Source organism: Mycobacterium sp. IDUB_9 (assembly GCF_055419505.1).
The window spans coordinates 826,831-841,825 of the sequence record NZ_JBVAXU010000002.1; the positions used below are offsets into that span (position 1 = coordinate 826,831).

General features: G+C 66.6%; 13 protein-coding genes. 2 read left to right on the forward strand and 11 right to left on the reverse strand.

The genetic code is table 11. From position 1 onward, the window contains the following. Positions 1-55: 55 nt before the first annotated feature. The gene (locus tag ACZY08_RS12610; RefSeq protein ID WP_463744533.1) at positions 56-739 is read left to right on the forward strand and encodes a PIG-L deacetylase family protein; all 684 of its coding nucleotides are present in this window, start codon (positions 56-58) and stop codon (positions 737-739) included. Positions 740-769: 30 nt separating this feature from the next. Next, positions 770-1,816: a zinc-dependent alcohol dehydrogenase family protein gene (locus tag ACZY08_RS12615; protein ID WP_463744532.1), complete on the forward strand. Its 1,047-nt coding sequence runs from the start codon at positions 770-772 to the stop codon at positions 1,814-1,816. On the opposite strand, the gene ACZY08_RS12620 is transcribed toward ACZY08_RS12615, so the two are convergent. From ACZY08_RS12620 to nuoE, 11 genes are all read right to left on the reverse strand, one after another. Beyond that, complete coding sequence (locus ACZY08_RS12620) at positions 1,813-2,580, reverse strand: enoyl-CoA hydratase (protein WP_463744531.1); 768 nt, start codon at positions 2,578-2,580, stop codon at positions 1,813-1,815. The two genes, ACZY08_RS12615 and ACZY08_RS12620, sit on opposite strands and share 4 nt — an antisense overlap. Positions 2,581-2,600: 20 nt before the next feature. Then, positions 2,601-4,166 (reverse strand): NADH-quinone oxidoreductase subunit NuoN, encoded by a 1,566-nt coding sequence (nuoN, locus tag ACZY08_RS12625; RefSeq protein ID WP_463744530.1) that lies wholly within the window; start codon positions 4,164-4,166, stop codon positions 2,601-2,603. 2 nt (positions 4,167-4,168) lie between these two features. After that, a complete protein-coding gene (locus tag ACZY08_RS12630; protein ID WP_463744529.1) occupies positions 4,169-5,764 on the reverse strand; it encodes an NADH-quinone oxidoreductase subunit M in 1,596 nt (531 codons plus the stop codon). Next, a complete protein-coding gene (gene nuoL / locus ACZY08_RS12635) occupies positions 5,758-7,638 on the reverse strand; it encodes an NADH-quinone oxidoreductase subunit L (protein WP_463744528.1) in 1,881 nt (626 codons plus the stop codon). Before nuoL ends, ACZY08_RS12630 begins: the two co-directional genes overlap by 7 nt. Before the next feature lie 7 nt (positions 7,639-7,645). Beyond that, a complete protein-coding gene (gene nuoK, locus ACZY08_RS12640) occupies positions 7,646-7,945 on the reverse strand; it encodes an NADH-quinone oxidoreductase subunit NuoK (protein ID WP_064878910.1) in 300 nt (99 codons plus the stop codon). A 4-nt stretch (positions 7,946-7,949) separates the two neighbouring features. Continuing rightward, the gene (locus tag ACZY08_RS12645) at positions 7,950-8,705 is read right to left on the reverse strand and encodes an NADH-quinone oxidoreductase subunit J (RefSeq protein ID WP_463744527.1); all 756 of its coding nucleotides are present in this window, start codon (positions 8,703-8,705) and stop codon (positions 7,950-7,952) included. Further along, positions 8,702-9,235, reverse strand: a complete 534-nt coding sequence (nuoI, locus tag ACZY08_RS12650) for an NADH-quinone oxidoreductase subunit NuoI (RefSeq protein WP_463744526.1) — start codon at positions 9,233-9,235, stop codon at positions 8,702-8,704. Before nuoI ends, ACZY08_RS12645 begins: the two co-directional genes overlap by 4 nt. After that, positions 9,228-10,451, reverse strand: a complete 1,224-nt coding sequence (gene nuoH / locus ACZY08_RS12655; protein ID WP_463744525.1) for an NADH-quinone oxidoreductase subunit NuoH — start codon at positions 10,449-10,451, stop codon at positions 9,228-9,230. The genes nuoI and nuoH overlap by 8 nt, the downstream gene beginning before the upstream one ends. After that, complete coding sequence (locus ACZY08_RS12660) at positions 10,448-12,850, reverse strand: NADH-quinone oxidoreductase subunit G (protein WP_463744524.1); 2,403 nt, start codon at positions 12,848-12,850, stop codon at positions 10,448-10,450. Before ACZY08_RS12660 ends, nuoH begins: the two co-directional genes overlap by 4 nt. Before the next feature lie 88 nt (positions 12,851-12,938). Next, a complete protein-coding gene (nuoF, locus tag ACZY08_RS12665) occupies positions 12,939-14,258 on the reverse strand; it encodes an NADH-quinone oxidoreductase subunit NuoF (RefSeq protein WP_463744523.1) in 1,320 nt (439 codons plus the stop codon). Continuing rightward, entirely contained in the window at positions 14,255-14,986 is a 732-nt protein-coding gene (gene nuoE / locus ACZY08_RS12670) for an NADH-quinone oxidoreductase subunit NuoE (RefSeq protein WP_463744522.1), read from the reverse strand. The genes nuoF and nuoE overlap by 4 nt, the downstream gene beginning before the upstream one ends. Between the last annotated feature and the right edge of the window lie 9 nt (positions 14,987-14,995).

Here is a 14,995-nt window from a genome sequence, read left to right on the forward strand (position 1 = left end):
ACGGATCACCGTGGCCGGTTGACATGAACCGTCGTCGAGGTTCGACACTGGTGTGATGAACACGAAGGACGTCGAACCCTTCCCCTCGGACTGGCGGTCTGCGCTCGTTCTGGTGGCCCACCCCGATGACCCCGAGTACGGAGTCGGTGCGGCGGTCGCGAAGTGGACCGCTGCGGGCAGGACCGTGCATTACGCGCTCGCTTCGCGGGGCGAGGTGGGGATCGCGGGCATGGCACCCGAAGAGGCGGGGCCGCTGCGGGAAGGCGAGCAGCGACGATCGGCGGCCATCGTCGGGGTTGACGACGTGGATTTCTGGGACTTCCCGGACAGCAACATCCGCGACACCCCAGAGCTGCGCTCGAAGATCGCCGAGACCATCGTGGCATTGCGTCCCGACGTCGTCGTCACCCTCTACAGCGGGCCGGCTTGGGCGCCCGACGCACCCAACCAACGCGATCACATCGAGTTCGCCCACGCAGTTGCCGCGGCTTACGACAGCTTGGCCGATCCGCCGGCATGGCTCTTCGAGAACGGTCCGGGCCCGACGCATTGCGAGGTGGTCGACGGCTACACCGAAACGGCGGTGAATTCCCTTGCCGCTCACGAGGTGTATCTCTCGGTGCTCGATCCGGGCACGCCCGTCGTCGAGCAGGCCCGCACGCAGGTGGAAATGTCGACCCCGGCACTGCCGGGCTTCGGTGAGCGAACCGTCGGCTTCATCCTGAAGCGGCATCGCTGACCCTGCGGGTGTCGGCCTACGATCGCAGCTGTGCGTGCTGTGATGTATTCCGAGGTCGGCGTGCTGCCCGCGGTGGCCGAGGTGCCCGAGCCGGTATGTCCCGACGACGGGGTGGTGGTCGAGGTTGCGGCCACCGGTGTGTGCCGGTCTGACTGGCACGCCTGGCGAGGTCACGATCCGGTGGACTTGCCGATCATCCCCGGGCATGAGTTCGCCGGCCCCATCGTGGCCGTCGGTGCGGGAGTGGCGGGCTGGCAGGTGGGCGACCGGGTGACCGCACCGTTCGTGCTGGGGTGCGGACACTGTGAATTCTGCCTGGCCGGTGATGCCCAGGTGTGTCCCGATCAGTTGCAACCCGGATTCACCCTGCCCGGTGCCTTCGCCCAGCAGGTGGCGCTCCCGCGGGCTGCGACGAACCTGGTACGTCTGCCCGACTCGGTCTCATTCGTCGCGGCGGCCTCCCTCGGGTGCCGGTTCGCGACCTCGTTTCGCGCGGTGGTCAGCCACGGCAAGGTGCAACCCGGTCAGTGGGTCGCGGTCCACGGGTGCGGCGGGGTCGGACTGTCAGCGGTGATGATCGCAAAAGCGTTCGGCGCCAAGGTTGTTGCTGTCGACGGCAGCGCCCCGGCGCTGACCACCGCTGCTGGACTGGGCGCCGATGAACTGATCGACGCGACTGAGATCTCGGACATCGCAACCGAAGTCGTGCACCGCACGGGTGGCGGTGCACACATCGGGGTCGACGCCATCGGGCATCCGGCCGTCGCCGCGGCCTCGGTCTCCTCGCTGCGCCGCCGTGGCCGCCACGTCCAGGTCGGGCTCCTGCTGGGTGATGCGGCACAGACTGCCTTCCCGATGGACCGGGTGATCGCCCAGGAACTTTCGATCCTGGGATCGCACGGCATGCCGGCCGTCGACTATCCGGCAATGCTGGAGCTTCTCGAGTCCGGTGCGCTGCAACCCGAGCTGTTGGTTACCAGGCGGGTGAGCCTCGACGAGGCGGGTGCTGCGATGGCCGCCATGGATGTGCCCATCGGACCCGGGATGACGATCATCGAGCCCGCCCACAACGGCTAGCCGTCGATCTGACCTCGGTTCCGTTCAGCTACCGCCTGAAACCGGTCACCCAGGCCGTCGAAATCACGCGCCTGCGCGCCGGCGATGTCCTGCTCTGCCGCCAGCGCCGGGCCGATGACCGGCTCGCTGCCCCGGGTGTAGATCTCCTTGAGTCCGGCCATGATCGGGCCCGGTACCTCGGCGATGTGCCCGGCCAGTTCCAACGCCCGGTCCAACAGGCGTTCGTGAGCGACCACCTCGGTGACCAGGCCCAGGCGTTCGGCGTGGGCGGCGTCGACGACTTCACCGGTCATCGACAGCCGGCGTGCCATCGCAGCACCGACCACGTGGGGGAGCCGCGCCGTCATGCCACCGCCGGGCAGGATCCCGACCCGGGCGTGCGTGTCGGCGAACACCGCCCGGTCGGAGGCGATCAGGAAGTCGCAACCCAGGGCCATCTCCAGGCCACCGGTGAACGTTGCTCCGTTGATCGCTCCGATGATCGGGGTATGCAACTGACCGGTCTTGGTGATGCAGTTGTGCGACCGGAACTTCTCGAAATACTCCATGCCGAGCGTCTGCGCCTCTTTGAGGTCGACGCCGGCGCAGAACGCCGGGTCGGTCCCGGTGAGCACGACCGCCCGCACCGTCTCGTCCGAATCGGCGTCGTCCAGGGCGCCGTAGAGCTCCTCGATCAGCTCACGTCCCAGGGCGTTCCGCGACTGTGGGCGATTGAGGGTGAGCACGCGAACTGCGCCATGGTCAGCGGTGAGGACGGTCGTCATGGATTCGAATGTAACGGACTTCACCGCAGGAACGTCTGGGCGTTGTTGGCGAGATCCAGCAACGGTTGAGGGAGTGCGCCGAGTGCGAAGGTGACCGCCGCGGTGACCGTGATGACGGCGGTGGTGAGGCCGCTGGGGATGACCACCTCGGGCGCGTCCTCGGGTGGATCGGTGAAGAACATCAGCACGATCACCCGCACGTAGAAGTAGGCCGCGACGGCGCTGGCGATGACGCCGACGATGACCAGCGGGATCGCCCCGCCCTCCCCGGCGGCTTTGAACACCGCGAACTTGCTGACGAATCCGCTGGTCAGCGGAATCCCGGCGAACGCCAGCAGGAACAGCGAAAACACCACGCCGACAATCGGATATCGCCGGCCCAGACCGGCCCACCGGGCCATCGACGTTTCCTCCTCGCCGGCGGCATTGCGCACCAGGCCGACGACCGCGAACGCGCCCAGGGTGCTGAATCCGTAGGCGAACAGGTAGAACAGCGTGGCGGACACCCCGGCGGGGTTGGCGGCGATCACGCCGGTGAGGATGAACCCCGAATGTGCCACCGCGGAGTAGGCCAGCATCCGTTTGACATCGGTCTGGGTGACAGCGGTGATGGTCCCGACCACCATGGTGAGGATCGCGATCGCCCACAGGATCGGCCGCCAGTCATCACGCAACTGCGGTAGCGCGACGTAGAAGATGCGCAACGTCGCGCCGAACGCGGCGATTTTCGTCCCCGCGGCCATGAACGCGGTGATGGCGGTGGGGGCACCCTGGTACACGTCGGGGATCCATGAATGAAACGGAACCGCACCCACTTTGAACAGAAGTCCGACGAGCAGCAGTGCGACACCGATCAGTGCGAGCGGAAGATTGGGTGCGCGGCTGACCACTGCACCGGCGATACCGTTCAGGTCCAGGGTGCCGGCGTAGCCGTACAGCATCGCCGCGCCGTACAGGAAGAAGGCCGACGAGAACGCACCCAGCAGAAAGTATTTCAGCGACGCTTCCTGGGAGAGCAACCGCCGCCGCCGGGCCAGCCCGCACACCAGATACAGCGGAAGTGACAGGACCTCCAGCGCGATGAACATGGTAAGCAGATCGTCGGCGGCTCCGAACAGCAGCATGCCGCCGATGGCGAACATGGTCAGCGGAAAGACCTCGGTCTGCATCACTCCGGCCTTGGTGGCCAGTTGCTCGGCCACGCTTCCCGGCACCGCGGACGCCTGCGGCGTGAAGCCGTCGAGACCACGCGGGCCGTCGGAAGTTTCGGCGGTGGACTGACGTTCGGCGATGAGCAGGATGCCCAGTATTCCGACCAGCGCGATGGTGCCCTGCAGGAACAACGCCGGGGCGTCGAGGACCACGGCCCCCAGCACCGCCGGCCTGCCGGGGGTTCCGTGTAGCTCTCGGGCCAGCACCACGACGGCCACCACCGCGGCGACAAGGCCGCCCAGCGCGAGCGCCACTTGCGTCCGATAACGCGCCGGCCGGGGCAGGAATGCCTCGACGAGTACACCGGCCACGCCCACCCCGAAGACGATCAGCATGGGGGAGAGCAGGCCGTATTCGATGCTCGGTGTCACCATGATCAGCGAACCCCCTCTGCCAGCTTCGGTAACACCTGCGGTGGCGGATCGCTCTGTCCGATGGAGTTCAACGTGTGCTGGACGGCCGGATTGATCACGTCCAGAGCGGGTTTGGGATAGATGCCCAACACCAGCAGCAGCGCGATCAACGGGGTCACCACGGCCAGTTCGCGAGGCACCAGATCCCGGATCCGGCGCTCGTCTCCGGAGAGCTCCTCGGGCACCGGCCCGGTCATCATCCGTTGGTACATCCACAGGATGTACACGGCGGACAACACGAGTGCGGTGGCGGCGAATACCGCGACCACCGGATAGCGCGTGAATGTGCCGATGAGGACCAGGAATTCACTGATGAAGGGTGCCAGGCCCGGCAACGACAACGTCGCGAGCCCGGCCACCAGGAACGTTCCGGCGAGCACCGGCGCCACCTTCTGCACGCCGCCGTAGGCGTCGATCAACCGGGAACCACGCCGCGATACCAGGAATCCGGCGATCAGGAACAGCGCGGCCGTGGAGATCCCGTGGTTGATCATGTACAGCGTCGACCCGACCTGGCCTTGGTTGGTCATCACGAAGATGCCAAGGATGATGAAACCGAAGTGTGATATCGACGTGTAGGCGATCAGGCGCATCACATCGGTCTGGCCGATCGCCAGGACGGCGCCGTAGAGGATGCCGATCACCGCGAGCGTGATGATCAGTGGGCGGAAATACGTTGAGGCATCGGGAAACAGCGGCAGACAATAGCGCAGCATGCCGAAGGTGCCGACCTTGTCCATGATCGCCATCATCAGCACCGCGCTGGCCGGGGTGGCCTGAACCGCGGCATCCGGCAACCACCGGTGAAACGGCCACAACGGTGCCTTCACCGCGAACGCGAACATGAAACCCAGGAACAGGAAGTTCGCCACCGCAGGGTTGATCACGAACTCGCCGGAGGAGGCGGCGGCTACGATCGCGCGGAAGTCAAAGGTGCCTGAATCGAATGCGTCGCTGCCCGCGGTCACCACATACAGACCGATTACCGCGGCCAGCATGACCAGCCCACCGAACAGGTTGTACAGCAGGAACTTCACCGCCGCTTTCGACGCGTGAGCGCGGTTCCCGCCGAATCCCCCGATCAGGAAGTACATCGGGATCAGCATGGCCTCGAAGAACACATAGAACAGCAGGATGTCCAGGGCCACCAGGGACATGAACACCATGCCCTGCACGGCCAGCGTCAAGGCCAGGTAGGCCTGCACGCCGCGGCCACCGAGACCGGTCTGGTGGGCGGCGTCATTCCAGCCCGCGACGATGAGCAGTGGCAGCAGCACAGCGGTGAGCACCACCAGAGCCAGGGCGATCCCGTCGACACCGAGGATGTAACCGGTGCCGAACGACGGTATCCAGCGGTGTGATTCGACGAACTGATACTGCTCGCCCGTCGGATCGAAACCGACAGCGAGGACGGCCGCCAGGCCCAGGGCTGCCAGGGAGAACGCCAGCGCCAGCCATTTCGCCAGCGTCCGCTGTGCGGCGGGCAGCAGCATCACCACTGCGGCCCCCACAGTCGGGGTGGCCCACAACGCCGTCAGCCACGGAAACGCGCTCACCACAGTCGCACCGCCAGGATCGTCGCCACCACCAGGGCTGCGCCGCCCAACATCGAAAGCGCATAGGAACGGGCGAATCCGGTCTGAAACTGGCGCAACCCATCCGATGTTCGACTGACCAGCGCGGCCAGCCCGCCGGCAGTGCCGTCGACCACCTTGTCGTCAACGACCACCAGGGCCGCGGTCAAGGTCTGGCCACCTCGCATGAACACCGCCTCGTTGAACGCGTCGCCGTACAGATCCCGTCGGGCCGCCACCGTGAGTGCAGACCCGTCGGGCACGTCGGCCGGGACCGACCGCTGCGCGTACATCCGGTAGGCCACCGCGATACCGACTGCCACGACCGCCAGTACCACGACGGTGACCACCCACGCGGGAATCGCGTGGTGCGCCTCGTGTGCGCCGACCACCGGCTCGAGCCAGTGCGACAGCGTGCCGCCGATTGCCAGCGCACCGCCGGAGACCACCGAGCCGACCGCGAGCAGGATCATCGGCCAGGTCATCACGGCAGGGGCCTCGTGGGGGTGTGTCGTTTCATCCCAACGCTTTTCCCCGAAGAACGTCATCAGCATCACCCGGGTCATGTAGAACGCGGTGATCCCGGCCCCCAGGATGGCTGCCCCGCCGAGGATCATGCCGCGCACGCCCCCGGCGCCCAGCGCCGCCTCGATGATGCTGTCCTTGGAGAAGAAGCCGGCCAGCGGCGGCACACCGATGATCGCCAGGTAGCCCAGCCCGAAGGTGGCGAACGTGATCGGCAGGACCTTGCGCAGCCCGCCGTAGCGGCGCATGTTCACCTCGTCGTTCATGGCGTGCATCATCGAGCCGGCACCGAGGAACAATCCGGCCTTGAAGAATCCGTGGGTGAGCAGATGCATGATGGCGAAGGCGTAACCGGCCGGCCCGAGGCCGGCCGCCAGGATCATGTAGCCGATCTGCGACATGGTCGACGCGGCAAGGGCTTTCTTGATGTCGTCCTTGGCGCAGCCGATGATCGCGCCGAACAGCAATGTGACCGCGCCGACGATGACGACACCGGTCTGGGCGCCCGGGGCCAGATCGAAGATCGGCCCGGACCGCACGATCAGATAGACGCCGGCGGTGACCATGGTCGCGGCGTGGATCAGCGCAGACACCGGTGTCGGGCCCTCCATCGCATCCCCGAGCCAGGACTGCAGCGGCACCTGGGCCGATTTGCCGCACGCGCCCAACAGCAGCAGCAGACCGATCGCGGTCAGGGTGGCTTCGCTCAAAGCCGGTGCGGCGCCGAAGACCCCGGCGAACGAGATGGATCCGACGGTGGCGAACATGATCATCAGGGCGATCGCCAGACCCATGTCGCCGACCCGGTTGACGATGAAGGCTTTCTTGGCTGCGGCGGCGGCCGACGGTTTGTATGACCAGAATCCGATCAGCAGATACGAGGCCAGGCCAACGCCTTCCCATCCGGCGTACAGACCGAGGTAGTTGTCAGCGAGCACGAGCAGAAGCATGGCCGCCAAGAACAGATTGAGGTACGCGAAAAACCTTCTCCGGTCAGGGTCGTGCGCCATATAGCCGATCGAATAGATGTGGATCAGCGAGCCCACACCGGTGATCAGCAGCACGAAGCACACCGACAACTGATCCAGTTGCAGCCCGAAATCGACTTGCAGGCCGGCCACCGGCACCCAGGAGAACAGAGATTCCTGAACTACGCGGTGCTCGTCTTGGCGGCCCAGCATCTGGGTGAACAGTGCCGCTCCGACGGCGAAGGCGCCCAACGCGGTCGCACAGCCCAGCAGATGCCCCCACCGGTCGGATCGTCGGCCGCTCAACAGCAGTACCGCTGCTCCGGCGCCGGGAAGGGCGATCAGCAGCCACACAGGTAGTGTCATGTCGCCCTTAGTGCTTCAGCAGGCTGGCGTCGTCGACCGAGGCCGAATGGCGGGTACGGAAGATGGTCATGATGATGGCCAGGCCGATCACCACCTCGCAGGCGGCCACCACCATGGTGAAGAACGCCACCACCTGTCCGTCGAGATGACCGTGCATACGGGAGAACGCCACGAATGCCAGATTCGCGGCGTTGAGCATGAGCTCGACGCACATGAACATCACGATGGCATTGCGCCGCAACAGCACTCCTGATGCGCCGATAGTGAACAACAGGGCCGACAGGTAGAGATAGTTGTCGGGATTCATCGCATCACCCCTCGCCGTTGGCCGAATTGCTGATCGAGCGCTGCGGCAGGATGGCGCTGACCGACAATGCCGCATCGGAGCCGTCGGGCAGCCGTGCCGGGACATCGACGGCGTTATGCCGTGCGTAGACACCGGGATTGGGCAGCGGGGTCGGATGGCCCCCGCCCTGGAAGCGCTCGACAGCCAGTTCCCGCTGGGTCTTGCGGCGTTCGAAGCGTTCCCGGTGTGCGAGCACCATCGCACCCAGTGCCGCGGTGATGAGCAGTGTGCTGGTCAACTCGAATGCCCACAGGTAGCGGGTGAAGATCAGGGCGGCCAGACCTTCCACATTGCCGCCGCTGTTGGCTTGGGCCAGTCCGGTGAACCCGTTGACGGACACGCTGCCGATCCCGGCGATCAGCAGAATGCCGAACCCGGTGCCGGCCGCCAGTGCCGCAAGACGTTGGCCGCGTATCGTTTCGACGAACGATTCGGACAGGTCGACACCGATGAGCATCAGCACGAACAGGAACAGCATCATCACCGCGCCCGTGTAGACCACCACTTGCACCACGCCGAGGAACAGGGCGTCCTGGGCGATGTAGAGCACCGCCAGCGCGATCATGGTGGAGGCCAGGAACACTGCGGAGTACACCGCTTTGGGTGCGGCGACCACGCCGATGGCACCGAGCACCGCGACCGTCCCCAGGATCCAGAACAGCGCTGCCTCCGATGTCGAGGTGTGCGGCGCCGCGGCCAGCAGCACGACGTCAGGGCTCATGGGACGTCCTCGGTCAGCGGGCTGATCCGGCCGAGATAGTAGTCTTCGTCGGTACTGCCCGGCGCCATGTCATGAGGAGGCGCCTGCATCCCGGGTTGCATCGGGGCCAGCAGTTTGTCCTTGCCCCAGATCAGATCTGCCCGGTTGTCGTCGGCCATCTCGTATTCGTTCGTCATCGTCAGGGCCCGGGTCGGGCAGGCCTCGATGCACAATCCACACCCGATACAGCGCAGGTAGTTGATCTGGTACACCTGGCCGTAGCGTTCGCCCGGCGAGAAGCGTTCTGCATCAGTGTTGTCGGCACCCTCGACGAAGATGGCGTCGGCCGGGCAGGCCCAGGCGCACAACTCGCAACCGATGCACTTTTCCAGACCGTCGGGGTAGCGGTTGAGTTGATGCCGACCGTGATAGCGCGGCGCGACCGGCCCCGGCTTCTCCGGATACCCTTCGGTGATCGGCTTTTTGAACATCGAGCCGAACGTGACGGCGAATCCGGCCAGGGCGTCGAGGAACTTGGGCTTCTTAGACATCGACGACCTCCTTTCCAGCATTCGGCAGCGGTGGCACCGGATAGGCCCCGGCGCTCTGCTGCGGTATCGGCTGTACGGTCCTGCGCCGCAGCGCCTTCCACAGTGCGACTGCCAGCACAGCCACCACCACGACCGCCGTGGTCACCAGGCCGGTGGCCCAGTTGTCGTAACCGTGCTCGCGCAGGCTGTGGGTGACCGCGACGACCATGATCCAGACCAGCGATACGGGGATGAGCACCTTCCAGCCCAACGCCATGAACTGGTCGTAGCGCATCCGGGGCAGGGTGGCGCGCAGCCAGAAGTATCCGAACATGAAGGTCCACACCTTGGCCGTGAACCACAGCAGCGGCCACCAGCCGCTGTTGGCGCCGTCGATCAGGCTGAACGGGAACGGTGCATGCCAGCCGCCCAGGAACATCGTGGTGGCCAGCGCGGAGACGGTGGTCATGTTGACGTATTCGGCGAGCATGAACATGGCGAACTTCAACGAGGAATACTCGGTGTGGAAACCGCCGACGAGCTCACCCTCGGCCTCGGGCAGATCGAAAGGCGCCCGGTTGGTTTCGCCCACCATCGAGGTCACGTACACCAGGAACGAGGGCAGGAGCAGGAAGACGTACCACGTGCGATCCTGGGCCGCCACGATGCCGGAGGTGGACATGGTGCCCGCGTAGAGGAAGACCGCGGCGAAGGACAGGGCCATCGAGACCTCGTAGGAGATCACCTGGGCGCTGGAGCGCAGTCCACCCATGAGCGGGTAGGTGGACCCGGACGCCCAGCCGGCCAGCACGATGCCGTAGACGCCGATCGAGGTGACCGCCAGGATGTAGAGCACCGCCACGGGGAGATCGGTCAATTGCAGTGCGGTGCGGTGACCGAACACCGATACCTCACCGCCCATCGGGATCACCGCGAACGCCATGAAGGCCGGGATCACCGCAATCACGGGGGCCAGTAGGTAGAGGGGCTTGTCGACGCCGGCTGGGACGAGCCCTTCCTTGAGGGCGAGTTTCACGCCGTCGGCCAGGGACTGCAGCAGACCCCAGGGCCCGACGCGGTTGGGCCCTGGCCGCATCTGCATGCGGCCCAGCACCTTCCGTTCGATGAGGATCGCCGCGAGCACGGTCAGCAACAAGAAGACGAACACCCCGAGTGCCTTGGCCAGGATCAGCCACCATGGGTCGTGGCCGAAGAGAGTGGGATCGGGATACTTCACGAGGAAGCCCTCCCGATCGAGGCCGGCGCGATTGAAACCAGGGAACCGGCGGTCACCCCGAGTTGACGATGGATTGCCGATCCCGGGGAATTGGTGGGCAGCCACACCACCCGGTCGGGCATCTCGGTGATCGACAGCGGCAACGTGACCGATCCGTGGTCGGTGCTGACGGTCACCGGATCTCCCGCTGCCACACCGAGTTCGGTGGCGGTGCCGGGGGAGAGCCGCACCACCGGGCTGACCGCGGTGCGGGCCAGATTGGGCTCGCCGTCCTGTAGCCGTCCGGCGTCCAGCAGCAGACGCCAGCTGGCCAGCACCGCCTGCCCGGGTGCGGGGGCGGGGGGTGGTGCGGGCGTCGCAGACGGCTCCGCGGCGCGAGGTCCGGCCCAGGAGCCGAGCCGGGCCAGTTCGGCGTCGGCGGCCTCGGGTCCGGTCAGCCCGAGGTCGACGCCGATCTCGTCGGCGAGGTACTGCAGCACCCGCAGGTCGGGTATCGCGTTGGTCTGCAACGCCGCCTTGAACGGGCGAATTCGGCCTTCCCAGTTGAGGTAGGCACCGCCCTTCTCCACCACCGGCGCCACGGGGAACACCACATCGGCGAGTTCGGTGACCTCGCTCTCACGCAGCTCCAGGCTCACCACGAACGGGGTGGCCCGCAGCGCGGCCAGCGCCGTAGCGGGGTCGGGAAGGTCGGTGATCTCGACGCCGCCGACCAGAAGCGCGGAGAGTTCCCCGCCGGCGGCCGCCGCCAGGATGCCATTCGTGTCGCGGCCGCTGTTGCCGGGCAGCGCGGCGGTGTTCCAGACCGCGGCGGTCTGGGCCCGCGCGTCGGCCTCGGTCACCGGGCGCCCACCGGGCAGAAGGTTCGGCAGGGCACCGGCCTCGACCGCGCCGCGTTCACCGGCCCGGCGCGGGATCCAGGCCAACCGGGCCCCGGTGGCGTCCGCAAGGCGGAGTGCGGCAGACAGTGCACCGGGTGCGGTGGCGAGTCGTTCACCGACCAGGACGACGGCGCCCGGGCGCCGCAGCCGCTCATCGGTCTCCAGCGCGGCCAATGCATCGGCCTCGGCCCCGGGGACGGTCGCGATGAGCGTGCCCCCCATCTTGGTCAGCCCGCGGCTGGCGAACGGTGCCACCGCGAGCACCTGCTGTCCGTTGTTGCGGGCGGCCTTGCGCAGCCGCAGGAAGACGATGGGGGATTCCTCTTCGGGCTCGAGGCCGGCCAGCAGTACGGTCGGTGCCTTTTCCAATTCGGCGTAGCGCAACGTCATCGGCTGCCCGGCGACGCGGGCGGCCAGGAAATCGGCCTCCTCGCCGGAGTGCGGCCGGGCGCGGAAGTCGATGTCATTGGTGCCCAGCACTATTCGGGCGAACTTCGAATATGCGTAGGCGTCCTGCACGGTGCAGCGCCCACCGACCAACACGCCGGTGTTCGATGCGGCGGCCAGCAGGCCTGCCCCGGCGACCGTCAGCGCCTCCGACCACGACGCCGGACGCAGCGTCCCGTCTTCGCGGATCAACGGTGTGGTGATCCGGTCCCCGGTCGTGGCATAGGTGAACGCCCACCGGCCCTTGTCGCAGTTCCACTCCTCGTTGACCTCGGGATCGTCGCCGGCCAAGCGCCGCAGCACCTTTCCGCGTCGATGATCGGTGCGCTGGGCGCATCCCGACGCACAGTGCTCACACACACTGGGGCTGGACACCAGGTCGAAGGGCCGGGCCCGGAACCGGTAGGCCGTCCCGGTGAGCGCGCCGACCGGGCAGATCTGCACGGTGTTGCCGGAGAAGTAGGACTGGAACGGCTCGCCTGCGGCGATACCGACCTGTTGTAGCGCCCCACGTTCCAACAGTTCGATGAACGGGTCGCCGGCGATCTGTGCGGAGAACCGGGTGCACCGCGCGCACAGCACGCACCGTTCGCGGTCCAGCAACACCTGCGCGGAGATGCTGATGGGCTTCGGGTAGGTCCGCTTGACATCCTCGAACCGGGTCTCCGGGCGCCCGTTGGACATTGCCTGGTTCTGCAACGGGCATTCACCGCCCTTGTCGCAGATCGGGCAGTCCAGCGGATGGTTGATCAGCAGCAGTTCCATCACGCCGCGCTGCGCCTTGTCGGCCGCCTCCGAGCTGTATTGCGTGTGCACCACCATGTCCGGGCTCACCGTGGTGGTGCACGAAGCCATCGGCTTGCGCTGGCCTTCTACCTCGACGAGGCATTGCCGGCACGCGCCCACCGGATCGAGCAGTGGGTGATCGCAGAACCGGGGGATCTGGACACCCATCAGTTCCGCGGCGCGGATCACCAGTGTGCCCTTGGGGACACTGATCTGCTCACCGTCGATGGTGAGCGACACCATCTCCACCGGCGGGGTGTCCTTGGTCGGCTCGGCCAACGTCATGCACGGCCTCCTTCCCTGGCGCGAGCAGACACAAAACTGCCCTTTTCACGGCCGAAATGGGCAGTTTTGTGTCTGCTCGCGGGATAAATCACGGGGCACCCGCCCCTTCGGTCGCCATCAATGTCGAGGCGTGCGGATCGAACGGGCACCCGCCGTCCAGATGCGCCACGTACTCCTCGCGAAAATGCTGGATCGAGGACATGATCGGGCTGGCCGCACCGTCTCCCAACGCGCAGAACGACTTTCCGAAGATGCCGTCGGCGATGTCGAGCAGCTTGTCGATATCGGCCTGAGTGCCCGCACCGGTTTCCAGCCGGGCGTAGATCTGGGCCAGCCAGTAGGTGCCTTCCCGACACGGTGTGCACTTACCGCAGGACTCATGGGCGTAAAACTGCGTCCAGCGCCGGACGGCCCGGACCACACAGGTGGTCTCGTCGAAGATCTGCAGTGCCTTGGTGCCCAGCATGGAGCCGACAGAGGCCATGCCCTCGTAATCCAGTGGCACATCGATGTGTTCGGCCGTCAGCAGTGGTGTCGATGAACCGCCCGGGGTCCAGAATTTCAGGGTGTGTCCGTCGCGGACGCCGCCGGCATAGTCGAGCAGTTCCCGCAGGGTGATGCCCAGGGGCGCCTCGTACTGGCCGGGCCGGTTGACGTGGCCCGACAGCGAATACAGTGTGAATCCCGGGGATTTCTCCGATCCCATCGACCGGAACCAATCGACCCCGTTGACCAAGATCGGCGGGACACTGGCGATGGACTCGACATTGTTGACCACGGTCGGGCACGCGTAGAGACCCGCTACGGCGGGAAACGGTGGGCGCAGCCGTGGTTGGCCGCGGCGGCCCTCCAGGGAATCCAGCAGTGCGGTTTCCTCGCCGCAGATGTAGGCACCGGCACCGGCATGAACGGTCAGTTCCAGATCGAAACCCGACCCGAGGATGTCGGCGCCCAGGTATCCGGCCGCATAGGCCTCGGCGACCGCGGCCTGAAGCCGCCGCAGCACCGGCACCACCTCGCCGCGGACGTAGATGAATGCGTGGCGGGCGCGGATCGCATATGCCGCGATGATCACACCCTCGACCAGAAAGTGCGGCGTGGTCAGCAGGAGCGGAATGTCCTTGCACGTACCGGGTTCCGACTCGTCGGCGTTGACCACGAGATAGTGCGGCTTGGCCGCCGCTCCCTCTTCGCCCTGCGGGATGAACGACCACTTGGTCCCGGTCGGGAACCCGGCGCCGCCGCGACCGCGCAACCCGGAGTCCTTCACCAGCGCGATGACGTCGTCGGGCCCCATCGCCAGGGCGCGCTGCAGCCCGCGGTACCCGTCGTGGCGTCGGTAGGTGTCCAGCGTCCAGGGTTCGCGTTCGTCCCAGAATCGGCTGAGTACCGGGGTCAGCGGCGTCATGCGCTCGGACCTGCCGCCTCAGGAGTGGACATTCCGCGTTTCCGGGCTTCCCGAAGCCCCGCCAGCGTGGCCGCGCCGGGGGCGCCGCCCGGTGTTTGTGGATCCGTCAGGCCGGCCAGGGTGCGAGCGGTTTCCCGGAAGGTGCACAGCGGCGCGCCGCGGGTCGGTGCGGGTGGAGTCCCGCCGCGGAGTCCGTCGACGAGATCCCGTGCCGACGACGGAGTCTGGTTGTCGTAGAACTCCCAATTGACCATCATCACCGGCGCGTAATCGCACGCGGCGTTGCACTCGATGTGCTCCAGGGTGACCCGGCCGTCTGCAGTGGTGTCCCCGGCGTGGATGTCCAGGTGCTCCTCCAGCGCATCGAGGATCGCGTCGCCGCCCATGACCGCGCACAACGTATTGGTGCACACCCCGACGAGATAGTCGCCCGTCGGGGTGCGCCGGTACATCGAATAGAACGTGGCCACCGCGGTGACCTCGGCGGCGGTCAACCCCAACAACGTTGCACAGAAATCGATTCCGGCCGGCGTCAGACAACCATCCTCGGCCTGTACCAGGTGCAGCAGCGGGAGCAGGGCTGAGCGGGCATCGGGATAGCGGGTGACGATCTGCTCGGCATCAAAGCTCAGCCGCGCCGTCACTTCGTCCGGATACGCCGCGGGCCCGTTGATCGGCGGTCCCGCTTCATCGGGGCGCTGCCCCAGCTCCAGGAAGACTTCGCTCATCTGTGCTGT